The sequence below is a fragment of the Azospirillum rugosum genome (assembly GCF_017876155.1).
Taxonomy (GTDB): domain Bacteria; phylum Pseudomonadota; class Alphaproteobacteria; order Azospirillales; family Azospirillaceae; genus Azospirillum; species Azospirillum rugosum.
Genome location: NZ_JAGINP010000001.1, coordinates 514666 through 532433, shown reverse-complemented (window position 1 = coordinate 532433; position 17768 = coordinate 514666). Strand labels below are relative to the sequence as shown.

At 69.0% G+C, this 17768-nt stretch carries 17 protein-coding genes; 8 read left to right on the top strand and 9 right to left on the bottom strand.

Going from position 1 to position 17768, the window contains the following annotated elements; translation table 11 throughout:
• Positions 1-4 precede the first annotated feature (4 nt).
• Positions 5-706, top strand: a complete 702-nt coding sequence (locus J2851_RS02605) for a protein-L-isoaspartate(D-aspartate) O-methyltransferase (protein WP_209763261.1) — start codon at positions 5-7, stop codon at positions 704-706.
• Positions 703-2001, top strand: a complete 1299-nt coding sequence (locus J2851_RS02600; RefSeq protein WP_209763259.1) for a peptidoglycan DD-metalloendopeptidase family protein — start codon at positions 703-705, stop codon at positions 1999-2001. Before J2851_RS02605 ends, J2851_RS02600 begins: the two co-directional genes overlap by 4 nt.
• Here the strand turns inward: J2851_RS02600 and J2851_RS02595 are convergent.
• Positions 1958-2830 (bottom strand): ATP-binding protein, encoded by an 873-nt coding sequence (locus J2851_RS02595; protein ID WP_246500357.1) that lies wholly within the window; start codon positions 2828-2830, stop codon positions 1958-1960. The genes J2851_RS02600 and J2851_RS02595 overlap by 44 nt on opposite strands.
• A 210-nt stretch (positions 2831-3040) precedes the next feature.
• Here J2851_RS02595 and yajC point away from each other — a divergent pair, with 210 nt between their 5' ends.
• Genes yajC through J2851_RS02575 form a run of 5 tightly spaced genes read left to right on the top strand, consistent with a single transcriptional unit; the run spans position 3041 to position 7439 of the window.
• The gene (gene yajC, locus J2851_RS02590) at positions 3041-3472 is read left to right on the top strand and encodes a preprotein translocase subunit YajC (protein ID WP_209763257.1); all 432 of its coding nucleotides are present in this window, start codon (positions 3041-3043) and stop codon (positions 3470-3472) included.
• Between the two features lie 36 nt (positions 3473-3508).
• Positions 3509-5107 (top strand): protein translocase subunit SecD, encoded by a 1599-nt coding sequence (gene secD / locus J2851_RS35525; RefSeq protein WP_246500356.1) that lies wholly within the window; start codon positions 3509-3511, stop codon positions 5105-5107.
• Positions 5108-5125: 18 nt separating this feature from the next.
• On the top strand, positions 5126-6079 hold the full coding sequence (gene secF / locus J2851_RS35520) for a protein translocase subunit SecF (protein WP_246500355.1): 954 nt from the start codon (positions 5126-5128) through the stop codon (positions 6077-6079).
• A gap of 44 nt (positions 6080-6123) precedes the next feature.
• The gene (locus J2851_RS02580) at positions 6124-6501 is read left to right on the top strand and encodes an Mth938-like domain-containing protein (RefSeq protein WP_209763255.1); all 378 of its coding nucleotides are present in this window, start codon (positions 6124-6126) and stop codon (positions 6499-6501) included.
• Positions 6502-6503: 2 nt separating this feature from the next.
• Positions 6504-7439 (top strand): hypothetical protein, encoded by a 936-nt coding sequence (locus J2851_RS02575; protein WP_209763788.1) that lies wholly within the window; start codon positions 6504-6506, stop codon positions 7437-7439.
• 68 nt (positions 7440-7507) lie between these two features.
• Here J2851_RS02575 and J2851_RS02570 read toward each other — a convergent pair whose 3' ends face one another.
• From J2851_RS02570 to hpnC, 4 genes are all read right to left on the bottom strand, one after another.
• The gene (locus tag J2851_RS02570) at positions 7508-8113 is read right to left on the bottom strand and encodes a superoxide dismutase (RefSeq protein ID WP_209763253.1); all 606 of its coding nucleotides are present in this window, start codon (positions 8111-8113) and stop codon (positions 7508-7510) included.
• A 71-nt stretch (positions 8114-8184) separates the two neighbouring features.
• Positions 8185-9504 (bottom strand): hydroxysqualene dehydroxylase HpnE, encoded by a 1320-nt coding sequence (gene hpnE / locus J2851_RS02565; protein WP_307420576.1) that lies wholly within the window; start codon positions 9502-9504, stop codon positions 8185-8187.
• Positions 9501-10421, bottom strand: coding sequence for a presqualene diphosphate synthase HpnD (gene hpnD, locus J2851_RS02560; protein ID WP_209763250.1), 921 nt, complete (start codon positions 10419-10421; stop codon positions 9501-9503). The genes hpnE and hpnD overlap by 4 nt, the downstream gene beginning before the upstream one ends.
• A gap of 40 nt (positions 10422-10461) precedes the next feature.
• On the bottom strand, positions 10462-11334 hold the full coding sequence (gene hpnC, locus J2851_RS02555) for a squalene synthase HpnC (RefSeq protein WP_209763247.1): 873 nt from the start codon (positions 11332-11334) through the stop codon (positions 10462-10464).
• A 123-nt stretch (positions 11335-11457) separates the two neighbouring features.
• On the opposite strand from hpnC, the gene J2851_RS02550 reads away from it, so the two are divergent.
• On the top strand, positions 11458-12312 hold the full coding sequence (locus J2851_RS02550; protein WP_209763245.1) for a phytoene/squalene synthase family protein: 855 nt from the start codon (positions 11458-11460) through the stop codon (positions 12310-12312).
• Between the two features lie 93 nt (positions 12313-12405).
• Here J2851_RS02550 and trmFO read toward each other — a convergent pair whose 3' ends face one another.
• From trmFO to uvrA, 4 genes are all read right to left on the bottom strand, one after another.
• Entirely contained in the window at positions 12406-13743 is a 1338-nt protein-coding gene (trmFO, locus tag J2851_RS02545) for a methylenetetrahydrofolate--tRNA-(uracil(54)-C(5))-methyltransferase (FADH(2)-oxidizing) TrmFO (protein ID WP_209763744.1), read from the bottom strand.
• A gap of 236 nt (positions 13744-13979) precedes the next feature.
• Positions 13980-14285: a nucleotidyltransferase family protein gene (locus J2851_RS02540; protein ID WP_209763243.1), complete on the bottom strand. Its 306-nt coding sequence runs from the start codon at positions 14283-14285 to the stop codon at positions 13980-13982.
• A gap of 110 nt (positions 14286-14395) precedes the next feature.
• Entirely contained in the window at positions 14396-14596 is a 201-nt protein-coding gene (locus J2851_RS02535; RefSeq protein WP_209763241.1) for a hypothetical protein, read from the bottom strand.
• Between the two features lie 119 nt (positions 14597-14715).
• Positions 14716-17568 carry an excinuclease ABC subunit UvrA gene (gene uvrA / locus J2851_RS02530; protein ID WP_209763239.1) on the bottom strand — a complete coding sequence of 951 codons (2853 nt, stop codon included), beginning with the start codon at positions 17566-17568 and terminating at the stop codon, positions 14716-14718.
• Between the last annotated feature and the right edge of the window lie 200 nt (positions 17569-17768).

The following is a 17768-nucleotide window of genomic DNA, read 5'->3' as shown; positions in this document are numbered from 1 at the left end:
TCGTGTGACGGTTGAAGCGCGAAAGATCCGTTTGCTGATGGCGTTGCGCCGCAACGGCGTGACCGACACCAGGGTTTTGGCCGCCATCGAGCGGATCCCGCGCGAGCTTTTCGTTCCCCACGCCTTCCAGGACCAGGCCTGGGAGGACACCGCCCTGCCCATCGACCTCGGCCAGACGATCAGCCAGCCGCTGATCGTCGCGCTGATGACGCAGGCGCTGGAGGTGAACGACCGCCAGAAGGTTCTGGAGGTCGGCACCGGCTCCGGCTACCAGGCGGCGATTTTGTCGCGGCTGTGCCGGCGGCTCTACACGATCGAGCGGCTGAAGCCCCTGCTGGAGGAGGCGGAGAAGCGATTCCAGGCGCTTCGCCTGCACAACATCACGACGCGGCACGGCGACGGGACCCGCGGCTGGCCCAGCCAGGCGCCGTTCGAGCGCATACTGGTCACGGCCGCGGGCGGGCCGGACGCGCCAAAGGACTTGACGGATCAGCTCGCCGTTGGTGGTGTCATGGTCATCCCGCTGGGGGGCGACTACCGCGAACAGCGGGTGGTCCGCTACCGGCGGACCGAAACCGGTCTCACTCGGGAGGACTTGTGGCCCGTCCGCTTCGTACCGTTGCTGTCCGACCCGCCCGCGGAGCCGCCCTCGGATTTATCCGGGGATCCGGAGCCCGGGACGGATCCTCTGGCCCCTTCGGCGTGAATGGACGTCTGATCGCGGCGGCGCTCGTCCTGCTGCCGCTCCTGTCCGCCTGCCAGCAGCGCACCGGCGGGCTGGCGCCGGTCACCACCGTGGGCAACTCGCCGGATTCGGCGGGCGGCGCCGTCATCGTGGGGCGCGGCGACAGCGCCTACACCCTGTCGCGCCGCTACAACGTCCCGCTCCGCGACCTTATCGAAGCCAACCGGCTGTCGCCGCCCTACACGCTGGAGATCGGGCAGCGGCTCGTCCTGCCGACGTCGCGCCAGTACATCGTGCAGAAGGGGGACACGCTCTACGGCATTTCCCGCATGCACAATGTGGATGTCAGCGAGCTGACGCGCATTAACGGACTGTCGGCGCCCTACGCCGTGCAGGCGGGCCAGCCGCTGCGGCTGCCCGGCGGGGGCAGCGGTGGTGGCCCGGCGGGCAACGTCGCGGTGGCCGAGGCGCCGGAGTCCGCCCCATCGTCGGCCGGGCCGGTGGTCGGGACGGCGCCGATGAAGCAAGTGTCGCGCGGCTCCATCCAAGCGGCGGAACTGCCGCCGCCCGGCAGTTCGTCGGGAGGCCCGGCGCCTGCCGTACCGCCGGCACCCGCCCCGACCGGGATCGCCGCGGCGCCGCTCCCCGGCTCCAAGCCGGCCGTCGGCCAGGAGCAGGGCGGTGTGGCCTACCAGCCGGGGCAGGCGCCGACCTCCCTGCGCCTGCCGGGCCAGAAGCCAAGCATCACCGCGGAGGCGATCCCAGCGCCCGCGCCGACCCCGGTCGAGCCGCAGCCCGTTCCCCAGGCCGCCCCGCAGCCCCAGCCCGCACCGTCGCAGGAGGTGGCCGCCGCCCCCCCGCCGAAGGCGGAGCCGGTGCCGCCGAAGTCCTCCGGCCGGTTCCTGTGGCCGGTGAAGGGCAAGCTGATCTCGTCCTACGGGCCGAAGCCCGACGGGCTGCACAACGACGGCCTGAACATCGCGGCGGCCAAGGGCACGCCGGTCATCGCCGCCGACAACGGCGTGGTCGCCTACGCCGGCAACGAGCTGCGCGGCTTTGGCAACCTGCTGCTGGTCAAGCACGCCGACGGCTTCATCACCGCCTACGCCCACCTGGACCGCATCGACGTGGAGCGCGGGGCGACGGTGAAGCGCGGACAGGCCATCGGAACGGTGGGGCAGACCGGATCCGTGACCAGCCCGCAGCTTCATTTCGAACTGCGCAAGGGCAGCCAGGCGGTCGATCCGCGCGACCGCCTGGACGGCGCCCGCGTCAGCGAAGGGGCTTCCCGAGACGGCCAGCCAGGTCCTGGATGAACTGCCAGGCGACGCGGCCGGACCGGCTGCCGCGCGTCATCGACCATTCCACCGCCTCGGCGTGCAGCTGCTCCACCGGCACGTCGAGGCCGAAGCGCCGGGCGTAGCCCTCGATCATCGCGAAGTAGGTCGGCTGGTCGCAGTTGTGGAAGCCCAGCCACAGGCCGAAGCGGTCCGACAGCGACACCTTTTCCTCCACGGCCTCGGCCGGGTTGATGGCGGTGGAACGCTCGTTCTCGATCATGTCGCGCGGCATCAGGTGGCGCCGGTTTGAGGTGGCGTAGAAGACCACATTCTCCGGCCGGCCCTCGATTCCTCCCTCCAGCACGGCCTTCAGCGACTTGTAGTGCGCGTCGTCGTGGTCGAAGGACAGGTCGTCGCAGAACAGGATGAAGCGGCGCGGCTCGTCCTTCAGGCGTGACAGCAGGCGGGGCAGGGTGGGGATGTCCTCCCTGTGGATCTCCACCAGCGCGATGGTGCCGGGGTGCTGCTCCGCGACCGCGGCGTGCACCGACTTCACCAGCGAGCTTTTGCCCATGCCGCGCGAGCCCCAGAGCAGCGCGTTGTTGGCCGGCAGCCCGGCGGCGAAGCGCTGCGTGTTGTCCAGCAGGATGTCGCGCTGCCGCTCCACGCCCTGGAGGAGGCCGATCTCGACCCGGTTCACCGTGGGCACCGGCTCCAGCCGGTCGGGGTCGGCGTGCCAGACGAAGGCGTCGGCGGCGGCGAGGTCGAGCCGGCCGGCCGGCGGCGGGGCCAGACGCTCCAGCGCCTCGGCGATGCGGGAGAGCAGCGGCAGCAGTTGGGAATCGATGGTCATAGGATCCGGCATTGTCATCTTCTGCTGGGCGCAGATTTTCATGGAAACCGGCCGGGTGCACGGCCATTTTTTCGTCGCAAGCGCACGGTATCACACGGGTGGCCCGGCACAAGGCGCCGCCCTTTTTCCGTATCCCGTTGCATCGCGGGCGCGGCCCGTTATAGTCGCGGCGTCCTGGCCCCTTTGGGTAGGGTGCCGGGACCAACCACAAGGAGCCTCCTGATGTTCGTTTCGACGGCTTATGCACAGACCGCCGCGCCCGCCGCCGGTGGGGCCGACATGATCGTGCAGTTCCTGCCGCTGATTCTGATCTTCGTCGTCTTCTACTTCCTGCTGATCCGTCCGCAGCAGAAGAAGATGAAGGAACACAAGGGCATGCTGGAGGCGATCCGCCGCGGCGACCGCGTGGTGACCGGCGGCGGCATCATCGGCACCGTGACCAAGGTCGGCCCCGAGGATGAGTTGCAGGTCGAGATCGCCGAGAACGTGCGCGTGCGCGTCGTCCGCTCGACCGTGAACCTGGTGCTCGCCAAGACCGAGCCGGCCGGCAAATCCGGTACTGGCGGCGGCACGGGCGGCACCCCGGCCCCGGCCCCGGCGACGACCGCCGAGGGCGAGAAGGCCGGCGAGGCCAAGGTTGCGGGCCGCAAGTAAGGCGGCCCTTCGGTAGCGAACGGGACTGGTTGACGTATGCTGTATTTTCCGCGCTGGAAGACGTACCTGATCATCGCTGTCTGCGTGCTCGGGACCATTCTCTCGCTGCCGAACTTCCTCAGCCGCGAGACGCTGGCCGCCCTGCCGGACTGGTACGCGGGCACCCGCGTCAACCTCGGCCTCGACCTGCGCGGCGGATCGCACCTGCTGCTCGAGGTCGACATGAACGCGGTCATCCATGACCGCGTCGAAGGGCTGGTCGATTCGGCGCGGACGCAGCTGCGCACCGCGAACATCGGCTACACGGCGATCAACGCGGGCGACCGCGGCATCACCGTGCAGCTGCGCGACCCGGCCCAGGCCGACGACGCCGTCAAGGCGCTGCGTCCGCTGGCCAACACAATCGGCGGCGGCGCGCTCGGCGGCGGGCAACCGGACCTGGATATCCGGGCCAACGGCGGCACGGTGACCGCGACCCTCAGCGAGGTCGCGATGCGCGACCGCGCGACCCAGGCGATCGAGCAGTCGATCGAGATCGTGCGCCGCCGAATCGACGAGACCGGCGTGAACGAGCCGATCATCGCGCGCCAGGGCAACGACCGCATCCTGGTCCAGCTGCCCGGCGTGGAAGACCCCGACCGCATCAAGCGGCTGCTGGGCACCACCGCGAAGATGACCTTCCGCCTCGTGGACATGAACGCCGACCCGACCACCGGGCGCGCCCCTCCGGGCTCCGAGGTGCTGCCCTCCACCGAGGGCGGGCGCAACCAGCAGTCCTACGTGGTGCGCAAGAAGGTCGAGGTGGACGGCGCCAACCTGAAGAACGCCACCGCGGGCACCAACCCGCAGACCGGCGAGTGGGTCGTCAACTTCGAGTTCGACAGCGTCGGCGCGCGCCGCTTTGCCGACGTGACTCGCGCCAACGTCAGCCGCCCCTTCGCCATCGTGCTGGACAACAAGGTGATCAGCGCGCCGGTGATCCGCGAGCCGATCACCGGCGGCCGCGGCCAGATCAGCGGCAGCTTCACCGCCGCCGGGGCCAACGACCTCGCCGTACTTCTGCGCGCCGGCGCCCTGCCGGCACCGCTGAAGGTGATCGAGGAGCGCACGGTCGGCCCCGACCTGGGCGCCGATTCGATCCGCGCCGGCCTGATGTCGGTCACCGTCGGCTTCGTCCTGGTCTGCGCCTATATGCTCGCCGCCTACGGCCTGTTCGGCGCCTTCGCCTGCTTCGCCCTGCTGATCAACATCGTGCTGACGCTGGCGGCGCTGTCGATGCTGCACGCCACGCTGACCCTGCCGGGCATCGCCGGCATCCTGCTGTCGCTGGGCTTGTCGGTGGACGCCAACATCCTGATCAACGAGCGCATCCGCGAGGAGACGAAGAAGGGCCGCGGCGTGTTCGGCGCGATGGAGGCCGGCTTCAGTCGCGCCTACTCGACCATCGTCGACTCGAACCTGACGACGGTCATCAAGATGGCGCTGCTGTTCATCTTCGGCACCGGCGCCATCAAGGGCTTCGCCGTCACCATCACCTTCGGCATCCTCATCTCGATGTTCACGGCGACCGTGCTCGTGCGCCTCATGATGGTCAGCTGGCTGCGCCAGTCGCGGCCGGCCGCCCTGCCGGTCTGAGTCTGAAAGGTCTTTCCCATGTTCCGGCTCCGCCTGGTTCCCGACAACACGAACATCCAGTTCATGCGCGGCCGCTACGCCGGCCTGATCCTGTCGGCGCTGCTGTCGCTCGCCTCCATCGCCCTGTTCTTCTACCCGGGGCTGAACTACGGCATCGACTTCCGCGGCGGCATCGTCATCGAGGCGCGCACGCCGCAGGCCGCCGACTTCGCGTCGCTGCGCCACACGCTGGGCCAGCTCAACATGGGGCAGGTGGCGCTGCAGGAGTTCGGCTCGCCCCAGGACGTGCTGATCCGGCTGGAGCGCCAGCCCGGCGACGACGCGGCCCAGCAGGTGGCGGCCGACAAGGTACGCGCCACGCTCGCCAAGGAAATTCCCGGCACCACGGTGCGCCGCGTCGAGGCGGTGGGCGCGTCGGTCAGCGGCGAGCTGTTCTACAACGGCATGCTGTCGCTCGGCCTCGCCATGGTGGCGATGCTGGTCTACATCTGGTTCCGCTTCGAATGGCAGTTCGGCTTCGGCGCGGTGGTCACGCTGCTGCTGGACGTGACGAAGATTGTCGGCTTCTACGCGATCACCGGGTTGCAGTTCAACCTGACCGCCATCGCGGCGATCCTGACCATCATGGGCTATTCGATCAACGACAAGGTCGTCGTCTACGACCGCATGCGCGAGAACCTGCGCATCTACAAGAAGATGCCGCTGCGCGAGCTGATCGATCGGTCCATCAACGAGACGCTGAACCGCACGCTCGGCACCTCCATGTGCACGCTGCTGTCAATCATCCCGCTGGCGATCTTCGGCGGCGAGGCGTTGCAGGACTTCGGCATCGTGCTGATCTTCGGCATTTTCCTGGCGACCTCCTCGTCGATCTTCATCGCCGCCCCCATCTTGCTGTTCCTGGGCGAGAACCGGCTGCGCCGCGGCGCGCCGGCGGCCGAGGGCGCGCAGCAGCCGGCCCCCACGCCCTAAGGGCCCACGCCCTGAAAATCAGCAACAAGGATTGCGGGTAAGCGATGGCGGACATCACGCCGATCATTCCGTCGGACCGGCAGGTCATCGACGGGTATGGGGACGGGCAGTTCTGCGTGTCAGGGAAGTGGCGGACCGGTGCGGTCGTGGTGCTGCCCGACCGCACGCAGCCGTGGGAGGCCACGGACTTCTCGGCCCTGACCGTGGACGACTTCGCGATGGTCGTGGGCGCGCAGCCGCGGGTCGAGCTTCTGCTGCTCGGCTCGGGGGCCAAGATGCAGCTCCTGCCGAAGGCCCTGCGCCAGAGCCTGCGCGAAGCCGGGCTGGTGGTCGAGGTCATGGACACCGGTGCCGCCTGCCGGACCTACAACGTCCTGCTCGCCGAGGGGCGCCGTGTGGGCGCGGCCTTGCTGCCGGTCTGAGGTTGAACGAACATCCTCCGGAGTCGACGGCCTCCGACTCGCCCGTCGATCACCAACTGAGCGTTTGGCGGGCGCACCGCCGGCCGCTGGAGGTCGACCAGCGGGTGCGGGACCTGACGGCGCGGCTCATCGCGCCGCGTCTCGGCGACCTGGAACGGCTGATGCTGGACCTGCGCCTCGGCGTGGACGGGGAGGTGGGCGCCGGCACGCTGGCCCTTCCGCGGCGGCGCTATCCGTTTCCCAAGGGATACTGCCGGGAGATCACCGACGCCGTCCTGGGACGGCTTGTCCGCCGCATCGCCGCGCCGGATGGTCCCGTTCTGGCCGCCCTCGCGGCCTTTCGGGCGGAGGGCGGTCCCATTGTCCCCATCTGGGGCGCCCTGAGGGAGCGCTACTTCCAGAACGCCTTGCAGATCGGCGACCTCTACGTTGACGTCGCGAACGACACGGTCGACATCACCAAGCCGAAGGTCGAGATCCTGCCGCTGGACCGGAGCGGCTTGCAGGCCGTTTCCGACGTCGGTCATTTCGCCCGCGTTGCGCGCCTCTATTGGGGTGGCGAGGTCTGGGCGAACACCCTTTTCCCGCGTCTGGCGCCGATCCTGCCCATCATCCATCGTGGACCGGAAGGGCGGGTGTCGCTGCACCCGGACAGCATCGCAGTCTTCGCGGAGAACCTCGCCGGGGGCGGCCGGTCGGCGCTTGCCTTCCTGAACGGCGAGCGGGAGGCTGGGCGGTGCGTGCCGGCGGACGTCGCGGCGTCCCTGGCCGGCTGGCAAAGCCGCGGCCCCTGGTTTGGAGAATTCAGCGCCACCCCGGATTGGGAGCGCCTTTACGCCTGTTTCGCGCTGGTGGGCGATCCGAACGGACCCTACCGGTCGGTTCAAGGCTTCCTGGAGATGATCGAGGCGGTGAAAGCTGCGGGATCGTCGGGCTGATCGATTCCGGCACCACGCAAAAAGGGCCCCTTTCGGGGCCCTTCTCGTTCCGGCGATCCTCGGCGGGATCAGGCCGGAGCCTTGGACAGGCGCTCGGCGACGAACTCCCAGTTCACCAGGCTCTCCAGGAACGCCTTCACGAAATCCGCGCGGCGGTTCTGGTAGTCGACGTAGTAGGCATGCTCCCACACGTCGGCGGTCAGCAGCGGGAAGTGGCCCTGGGCCAGCGGGGTGTCGGCGTTGCCGGTCTTGGTGACCTTCAGCTTGCCGCCCTCGACGTACAGCCACGCCCAGCCCGAGCCGAACTGGGTGATGGCGGCGTTCGAGAACTCTTCCTTGAACTTTTCGACGCTGCCGAAGTCAGCGATCAGGCGCTTCTCGAGCTCACCCGGGATGGCGCCGCCACCGTTCTTCTTCATGCTCTGCCAATAGAAGGTGTGGTTCCACACCTGGCCGGCGTTGTTGAAGAGGCCCTGCTTGGACGCGTCGCCGTAGCTCTGCTTGATGACGTCTTCCAGGCTGGCGTTGGCCAGCGGGCTGTCCTTCGTCAGGTTGTTCAGGTTGGTGACGTAGGTCTGGTGATGCTTGTCGTGGTGCAGGTGGAGAGTCTGCGACGACATGAACGGCTCCAGCGCGTCGTACGCGTAGGGGAGCGGCGGAAGTTCGAACGCCATGGGTTACCCTCTCTTCTTGAATTGTCCACTTCCTCGGGCCGAGCCTATACCGGCGCAGCGCCTCCGTCCGCTCAAATAGGCCCGCGGCGCGGCAAAGTGAAGGCCGGAAAAAGGCCGAGGCGCGAAAAGGTGGTACCTCGGGCGCCCAAGAGGGCCTTGGCCGCCTGTTCACCGGAGCGAATCGCCGCTTCCAGCGTCGCCGGCAGCCCTGTTTCAGTCCAATCCCCGGCCAGAACGAGGTTTTCCAAGCCGATTCGGCTCGCTGGACGCTTCGCCATCTCCGCCGGTGCCTGGTCGGGGGTGGCCCGCTTCTCTTTGACGATTCGAACCGGTGGCACCGGGCCGCCCAGGGCAAGCGCGCGCGCGACGTCGCTCCACAGGCGGGCTGCGACGGCCTCCGCGGGTTGGTCGGCCAGGGAATCCGCGTCGCTGACCGTGACGGACGCGACGTCGCCGCGCAGGAACAGCCATTCCGCCGTGCCGCCAACGAGGCCGAGGAAGGGCAGGCCGCCCGGCAGCAGGGGCGCGTCGTCCAGGCGGAAATGGGCGTTCACGATGGCGTGCCCTGCGGCGGGCGCCGGGAGGCCGGGCAGAAGGCGGCTGGAGATCCAGGCCGGGGCAGCGAGGACGACCGAATCGGCGAGACCGACCGGGACCCGCTCCCCCGACACGGACAGGGCGGTGATGCGGTCCCCGTCGCGCTCCAACCCATCCACCCGGCTGCCGAGCCGCAGCGTGCTTCCGTTGCGCTCCAGCCAGGAAACGGCGGGGTCGACCAGGGCGGCGGACAGGCCGCGCTCCGCGAACAGCGGCCGGCAGGCAGCCTCGCCGCGCAGCAGCGTCTCGCGCAGCACCGCGCCGAACAGGCGCGCCGACGACCGGTCCAGCGCGCCGTTCATCACCGAGACGCCGAGCGGCTGCCACAGCCGGTCGTGCAGCGGGCCACCGGGGGGCAGCGCGTCGGCGATGCTGGCCGAAGGGCCGGCCAGGAGGGTGCGGAGCGCCGACAGATAGTCGGCCGGGCGGCTGCCCGGCACGCGGCGCGCCTTGTCGAACAGCCAGAGGCCGCCGGGCCGCAGCGTCCAGCGCTCGCCGTTGCGCAGGTCGAGGAAGGGGAAGGCGGCGGGCCGCAGCTCCGTCAGGCCGCCGCGGGCGCCAATCGCCTCAAGATAGGCGAGCAGGGCGCGGTTGCCGCTGAGCGCCAGATGGCTGCCGTTGTCGACCGTGCGGCCGAGGGTCGAATCGAAGAAGGACCGGGCGCGCCCGCCGGCCTGCGGCGCGCTTTCGTAAAGGACGGCGCGCCGCCCGGCGGCCGTCAGGCGTACGGCCGCCGACAGGCCGGCAAGGCCAGCCCCGACGATGTGGACGGTCGGTGCGGAATGCGTCTTCACGATGCCGGAGGGTATCCGACCGCGCAGCGGATCGCCACCAGCGCGCATTCGCGCTTGCCCACGCGCACCCGCTGCGCCGGGTCGGCCCAGCCCCGCGCGCGCAGGCGGACGAGCAGCCGGTGGTACAGCACCATCATGGCGACCGCCGCCCACAGGGAGCCGCGCCGCCCGCCCTTCCGGCTCTCCTCCAGCGCCCGCCGCGATTCGGCGAACTTCTCCTCGGCGAGGTGGGCCAGCGCCTCGCAGACTTTCGGCAGGTTGGGGTGGGCGAGCACGGCGGCCGGGTCGGAGGTGCTGATGCCGGCGTCGTCCAGCAGCTCGCGCGGCAGGTAGAGCCGCCCCATCTCCCCGTCCTCGGCCACGTCGCGCAGGATGTTGGTCAGCTGCAACGCCTCGCCCAACGCCAGGGCGAAGGCCTCCGTGGAGGCGTCGGCGCGGTCGAACACGCGAATCGCCAGCATGCCGACGGCCCCCGCGACTCGCCGGCAGTAGAGCCGCAGCGTGGGAAGGGGCGGCGCCAGGAGCCCGGCGCTGCCATTGTCGGCGGGAATGTCCATCGCCATGCCGTCGATCAGCGCCTCCAGTTCCCCGCGGGGCAGGCCGTAGCGGTCGATAGCGCCCTTCAGGGCGGCGCCCAGCGGGCTGGACGGGGCGCCCCCGGCGTAGAGGCCGCGGACCTCGCGCCGCCACTCGTCCAGCGCGGCGCGTTTCTCCACGGGATCGCCGGGTTCGTCGGCGATGTCGTCGATCCGGCGGCAGAAGGCGTAGATGGCGAACATTGCCGCGCGCTTGGAACGCGGCAGAAGCAGCATCGGCCAGTAGAAGGTGCTGCCGGAACTCTGGGTGACGGCGGCCGCGGCGGCCGCCGGGTTCGCGGCGGATTCGTCGCGCGTCGAGTCCAGCGTCGGCTGCGGCATGCTGCGGTCCTGTCCTGTTACTCCGGTCGGTCACCTCATCCTATTTCGTGCCCAGCGCGCGCGCCAGTCCCCGTGCGGCGGCATAAACCTTATGATGGGTGCCCAGCACCACGCGCTTCTTCAGTGGATCGCGCGCTTTCAGCCGCTTGGCCAGCGATTCCGCGAGGCTGAGGATCACCGACGCCTCCAGCCGCAGGCCGCGGTGCTGGATCAGGCTGGGCAGGGGGGCCGCCCGCTCCAGCAGGCGGTCTGTGTGCTCCAGCGTGCGGTCGAAGATGACGCGCAGCTTGGCGTCGCTCTCCGGCTCGACCAGCCGTTCGACGCTGATCCCGCCTTCCTCGAACCAGGCGAGCGGGATGTAGCAGCGGCCGAGCTGCATCCAGTCGTCGCGGCAGTCCTGAAGGTGGTTGAGCACCTGGAGCGCCGAGCAGAGCGCGTCCGACGCCGGGCCGGCGGCCACGCCCTCGCCGTGCAGGTCGAGCAGGAAGCGCCCGACCGGGTTGGCGGAGAAGCGGCAGTAGAGCAGCAGGTCGCTCCAGCTGTGGCAGCGCGCGCCGACCGCGTCGCGCCGGAAGGCGCGCAGCACCTGACGGGCATGGCGGTCGCTGACCCCCGTCGATTGCAGGCTGGCGCGCAGATCCAGCGCCGGCTTCAGGTAGGCGTGCTTGGCCTGGCCGGTGGTGAGGGAGCGCTCCAGCGCCTCCAGGTAGGCCAGCTTGGTCTCCGGCTCCAGGTCCGGATCGTCGGCGATGTCGTCGCCCAGGCGCACGAATCGGTAGAAGGCCATCACGTGCGGCCGCAAATGCTTCGGCAACAGGTGCGATGCTACGGGAAAGTTTTCGGACCCGGCGTCCTTGCGGGCGATCGGGTTGGGTTTCCGGGGCTTCGTGGGGGCGATGTTGAAATCGGCCATGGGTCCGTGCCTGCTGCGCGTCGGGGCTGGCGTGAGGCGCCTGTCTGCCTAATATAAGGCGCAAACCGGCTTTGCCCCGGTCTGCAATCCGTTCCACCCCCATTTTTCCCATACAGGCATCACATGGCGAAGGCTACCCCCGACCTGTCCTATAGCGGACAGGAGGTGCGGAAATATGACAATGACCGTTTTCTGACCTGCCTATTCGCCCCGGCCGAGCGGCGCGAATCGCTGTTCGCGCTCTACGCCTTCAACCTGGAGATCGCCAAGACGCGCGAGGTGGTGACGGAGCCGGTGCTGGGCCAGATGCGCCTGCAGTTCTGGCGCGATGGCATCGAGAAGGTCTATGCGGGCGCCGCGGTGCCCAAGCATGCGGTGATGGAGCCGCTGGCCGCCGCGGTCAAGGAGCAGGGGCTGAGCCGCGCTCTGCTGGACCGGCTTATCGACGCCCGCGAGGCCGACCTGGAGGACGCCCCGCCGGCCAGCCTGGACTGCCTCGTCAACTATGCGGACGTGACCAGCACGCCGCTCCTCCAGTTGGCGCTGGAGTCGTTGGGCGTTCGGGAGGCGCCCGCCCAGCAGGCGGCGCGCCATGTGGGCATTGCCTACGCGCTGACCGGGATCCTGCGCGCGGTACCCTTCCACGCCCGCCAGCACCGCCAGATGCTGCCGGCCGACCGTATGGAGGTGCACGGCGCCAAGCAAGGCGACCTGTTCGAACTGCGCTCCGCGCCCGAACTGCGGCCGGTTGTGGCGGAGGTGGCGGACCGCGCGCGCGATCATCTGGCCCAGGCGCGGGGTCTGCGCCGCGAGGTACCGCGTGCCGCCCTGCCGGCCCTGCTGCCGGCGGTGCTGGCCGACACCTACCTGGACGTCATCGCGCGGGAGGGCAACGACCCCTTCGCCGCGCGCGTGCAGATGGCCAACCCGTTCCGGCAGGCGAAGCTCGCCTGGGCGGCGGTGCGGGGGCGGTATTGAGCGTGTGACGGGGGGTGTTGGGTTGCGCTGCGCTCCACCCAACCTACGATGGATGATTCGTAGGTTGGGTGGAGCGCAGCGCAACCCAACGTCTCACGCGTCCTTCAGCCAGCCTTCCAGATCCTCCAGCGCGCGGCGGGTGTAGGCGAGCTTGCGGTCGCGACCGCGGATTTTATCGTCGACGGGGGGAAACAGGCCGAAGTTCACGTTCATCGGCTGGTAGGTCTCGGCGTTCGCACCGCCGGTGATGTGGCTGAGGATGGCGCCCAGCGCCGTGGTCGGCGGCGGAGCGGCGGTGTCGCGGCCGAGACGCTCCGCGGCGGCGAAGCGGCCGGCCATCAGGCCGACGGCGGCGCTCTCCACATAGCCTTCGCAGCCCGTGACCTGCCCCGCGAAGCGGATGCGCGGCTGCGCCTTCAGCCGCAGGCGGGTGTCGAGCAGGCGCGGGCTGTTCAGGAAGGTGTTGCGGTGCAGGCCGCCGAGCCGCGCGAACTCCGCCTTCTCCAGGCCGGGGATCATCCGGAAGACGCGCGCTTGCTCGGCGTGGCGCAGCTTGGTCTGGAAGCCCACGAGGTTGTAGAGCGTGCCGAGCGCGTTGTCCTGGCGCAGCTGGACCACGGCGTAGGGGCGGCGTTCCGGCTTGTGCGGGTTGGTCAGGCCGACCGGCTTCATCGGGCCGTAGCGCAGCGTGTCCACGCCGCGCTCCGCCATCACCTCGATGGGCAGGCAGCCTTCGAAGTAGGGGGTGGTCTTCTCCCACTCCTTGAAGTCCACCTTTTCGGCGGTCAGCAGGGCGTCGATGAAGGCGCGGTACTCGTCCTTCTCGAAGGCGCAGTTGATGTAGTCCTTGCCGGTGCCGCCGGGGCCGGGCTTGTCGTAGCGCGACTGGAACCACGCCTTGGACAGGTCCACGCTCTCCAGATAGACGATGGGGGCGATGGCGTCGAAGAAGGCCAGCGATTCCTCCCCCGTGAAGGAGCGGATCGCCTCGGCCAGCGGCGGGGAGGTGAGGGGGCCGGTGGCGATGACGACGCTATCCCACTCCTCAGGCGGCAGGCCGGCGACCTCGCCGCGCTCCACGGTGATCAGCGGGTGGCCGGTGATGGCCTCGGTCACGGCGCCCGCGAAGCCGTCGCGGTCCATGGCGAGCGCCCCACCGGCCGGCACCTTGTGCGCGTCGGCGCAGCGCAGGATCAGCGAGCCGCAGCGCCGCATCTCCTCGTGCAACAGGCCGACCGCGTTGTACTCCGCGTCGTCCGACCGGAAGGAGTTGGAGCAGACCAGCTCGGCAAACTGGTCGGTGCTGTGCGCCTCCGTCGCGCGGACGGGCCGCATCTCGTGCAGCACGACGGGCACGCCGCGCGAGGCGAGCTGCCAAGCCGCCTCGGACCCGGCGAGGCCGCCGCCGATGACGTGGACGGGCCCAGACATGTTTGGACGGGGAGTGGTGTCGGTGGTCATGGACAAAGGCTTTCGAGCGGCAAAACGACAGAAGCCGCCGAACGGCGGCGGGGGCTGGGTGCGCCCGAATGAAACATTTGAAACGCTGTGAAACGTCGAACGCTGTGCTGTTTCATTCGGGGGTGGGGCGGCGTTGGTGGAAAAAGGACAATTATCCTATACCAGTTCGGGGTCCACAGCAAGGATCGCGTTGTACGCCAAGCGCCCTACCGGGTCCATTCGATGCCTTCCTGCTTTACCACCTCCCGGAGCCTGGGGCCGACCTTCGACAGATCGATCACGTCGGCAAAATAGGGCACGGTGCTCTCTTCCAGGTCGTCGTCGATGTGGGCGAGCAACCCAGCCGGAAGCGGTTCCAGCGGGTCTATGGCGACATCGATGTTGCTCCAGTGCCCCATGTCGCCGCGCGCGCAGGAGCCGAACAGGTACACGCGCGCGGGGTGGCCGGCAAGCCAGTCGAACAGGATTCGCCTCACGGTGTCGAGGGCGCGGCGGCGGACGTCGTTCATCATGGTGCAGTTTAACATGGGCGCGCCCAGGCGCCAAAGAATCGGCCGGCCCCGCGGTTGGCGGAGGCCGGCCCATGTTCGGTGTGCTGATCTCGGTGTGCCGAAGAAAAAGCTTACTGGGTCTTCGTCGTCGTGGTGCGCTCGGTGGTGGTCGAGCCGGTGGCCGGCGGGGTCGTCAGGGTGGAGCCGTAGTTCGGCGAGGTGGTCGTGGTGGTGGTCGTGGTGCTGCGGGTCGAATCGTCGGAGCCGCAGGCGCTGACCAGCAGGGCCGCGCCGAAGGCCAGCGCGACACCGGACAGAATCGTCTTCTTCATGGTCCCTCTCCCTCCTGTAAGGCGAAGTGTGGAGGAAGAACGCGCGCTGGGCGCGTTTGTTTCCTTTCCCGGCGGGAGCGCTATGATAAGAAAAGGGCCGGGGAGTCCCCGGCCCGTCTTTACGCCCTCTTTCGGGTTTTCGGCTTCGCCTTCAGGTAGGGCGCCAGATACTGGCCGGTGTAACTCCGGGAGACCTTGACCACGTCTTCCGGCGAGCCTTCCGCGACGACCTCGCCGCCGCCGGTGCCGCCCTCGGGGCCGAGGTCGATGATCCAGTCGGCGGTCTTGATGACCTCCAAGTTGTGCTCGATCACCAGCACCGTGTTGCCCTGGTCGACCAGCGCGTGGAGCACCTCCATCAGCTTCTCCACGTCGGCGAAGTGCAAGCCGGTGGTTGGCTCGTCGAGGATGTAGAGGGTGCGGCCGGTGGCGCGGCGGCTCAGTTCCTTCGACAGCTTCACGCGCTGCGCCTCGCCGCCGGACAGCGTCGTGGCGGGCTGGCCGATGTGGATGTAGCCGAGGCCCACCCGTTCCAGCGTCTCCAGCTTGTCGCGGATGCCGGGCACGGCCTTGAAGAACTCCTTGCCCTCCTCGACGGTCATGTCCAGCACGTCCGCGATGGTCTTGTCGCGGTAGGTGACCTCCAAGGTCTCGCGGTTGTAGCGCTTGCCGTGGCAGACGTCGCATGTGACGTAGACGTCCGGCAGGAAGTGCATCTCGATCTTGATGACGCCGTCGCCCTGGCAAGCCTCGCAGCGCCCGCCCTTCACGTTGAAGGAGAAGCGGCCTGGGCCGTAGCCGCGGGCCTTCGCCTCCGGCAGGCCGGCGAACCAGTCGCGGATCGGGGTGAAGGCGCCGGTGTAGGTCGCGGGGTTGGAGCGCGGGGTGCGGCCGATCGGGGACTGGTCGATGTCGATGACCTTGTCCAGATGCTCCAGCCCCGTCAGCTCGTCATGCTCCGCCGGGTGCTCGCGGGCGCCCATCAGCTTGCGCGCCACGGCCTTGTAGAGCGTCTCGATGATCAGGGTGGACTTGCCGCCGCCCGACACGCCGGTGACGCAGGTGAAGGTGCCCAGCGGAACGCGTGCCGACACGTTCTTCAGGTTGTTGGCGCGGGCCCCCTTCACCTCCAGGAACTGGCCCTTGTGGCCGGTCCGGCGCTCGTCGGGCACCGGCACGAACCGGGTGCCGTTCAGGAACTGGGCGGTGACGCTGTTGGGGTTCTTCCGCACCTCCTCCGGCTTGCCCTGGGCGATGACGGTGCCGCCGTGCTGGCCGGCGCCGGGACCCATGTCCACCAGATAGTCGGCGGTGCGGATCGCGTCCTCGTCATGCTCCACCACGATCACGGTGTTGCCGAGGTCGCGCAGGCGCTTCAGCGTCGCCAGCAGCCGGTCGTTGTCGCGCTGGTGCAGGCCGATGGAGGGCTCGTCCAGCACGTAGAGCACGCCGGTCAGGCCGGAGCCGATCTGCGAGGCCAGGCGGATTCGCTGGCTCTCGCCGCCGGACAGGGAGCCGGAGCCGCGGCTGAGCGTCAGGTATTCCAGGCCGACGGCGTTGAGGAAGCCCAGCCGCTCGTTGATTTCCTTCAGGATGCGGTAGGCGATCTCCTTGTCCTTCGGGCGCAGGTGGTCGTTCAGCGTGTTGAACCAGCCGGCCGCGTCGGCGATGGACATTTCGGAAGCCGCGGAGATGTGCAGGCCGTGCACCTTGACGGCCAGCGCCTCCGGCTTCAGGCGGGCGCCCTTGCAGGTCTCGCAGGGCTGGGACGACTGGTACTTCGACAGCTCGTCGCGCATGTAGGCGCTTTCCGTCTCGCGGTAGCGCCGTTCCAGGTTGTTGACGATGCCCTCGAAAGCCTTGTGCGTCTGGTAGCTGCGCAGGCCGTCGTCGTAGGTCATGGTGATCGGCGACCCGTCGGAGCCGAAGAGGATGGTCTGCTTGACCGCCTCCGGCAGATCCTCCCACGGGGTGTCCATGCCGACGCCGAAATGCTTGGCGATGCTCTCCAGCGTCTGCACGTAGTACTGCGAGCTGGAGCCGGCCCAGGGGGCGATGGCGCCCTTCTTCAGCGACAGCCGCTCGTCCGGCACGACCAGCATGGGGTCGAAGTAAATCTTGCTGCCCAGTCCGTCGCAGGCCGGGCAGGCGCCGAACGGGTTGTTGAAGGAGAACAGGCGCGGCTCGATCTCCGGGATCGTGAAGCCGGACACCGGGCAGGCGAACTTCTGCGAGAAGACGGTCTGCTCGTGGTTGTCCGCGTTCTCCACGAAGACGATGCCGTCGGCGAGGCCGAGCGCCGTCTCCAGCGAATCGGCCAGGCGGTTGCCCAGCCCTTCGCGCACGACGATGCGGTCCACCACCACGTCGATGTCGTGCTTCAGCTTCTTGTTGAGCGCCGGGACCTCGTCGATCTCGTGCATGGTGCCGTCGACGCGCACGCGCTGGAAGCCGCGCTTGCGCAGGTCCTGGATCTCCTTCTTGTACTCGCCCTTGCGGCCGCGGATGAGCGGCGCCAGGAGGAGCAGGCGCGTGCCCTCCGGCATGGCCAGGATGCGGTCGACCATCTGGCTGACCGTCTGGCTTTCGATCGGCAGGCCGGTGGCCGGCGAATAGGGGATGCCGACGCGCGCCCAGAGCAGGCGCATGTAGTCGTAGATCTCCGTCACCGTGCCGACGGTGGAGCGCGGGTTCTTCGACGTCGTCTTCTGTTCGATGGAGATGGCCGGCGACAGCCCCTCGATCGAATCGACGTCCGGCTTCTGCATCAGCTCCAGGAACTGGCGCGCGTAGGCCGACAGGCTCTCGACGTAGCGCCGTTGGCCCTCGGCGTAGATGGTGTCGAACGCCAGGGACGACTTGCCGGACCCCGACAGGCCGGTGATGACGATCAGCTCGTCCCGCGGCAGGTCGACGTCGACGTTCTTCAGGTTGTGTTCCCGCGCGCCGCGGACACTGATGTGCTTGTTCATGGAGTGTTCTTAGCCGAAACGGGGAGGAAAGGGAAGACGGCAGAGAAGGGGTTGAAGCCCGGACAGATATGTGGCAGGCGCGACCGAATTGCCACCGTCGCGCCGCGCCCATCATCCCCTTTTGCCGCCGATTCGGCCGGTGGTCCGTTGGGAAAGGCGGGGCAGGGCGAAGGAATCTGTTTCACGGGCCAACGGACTCT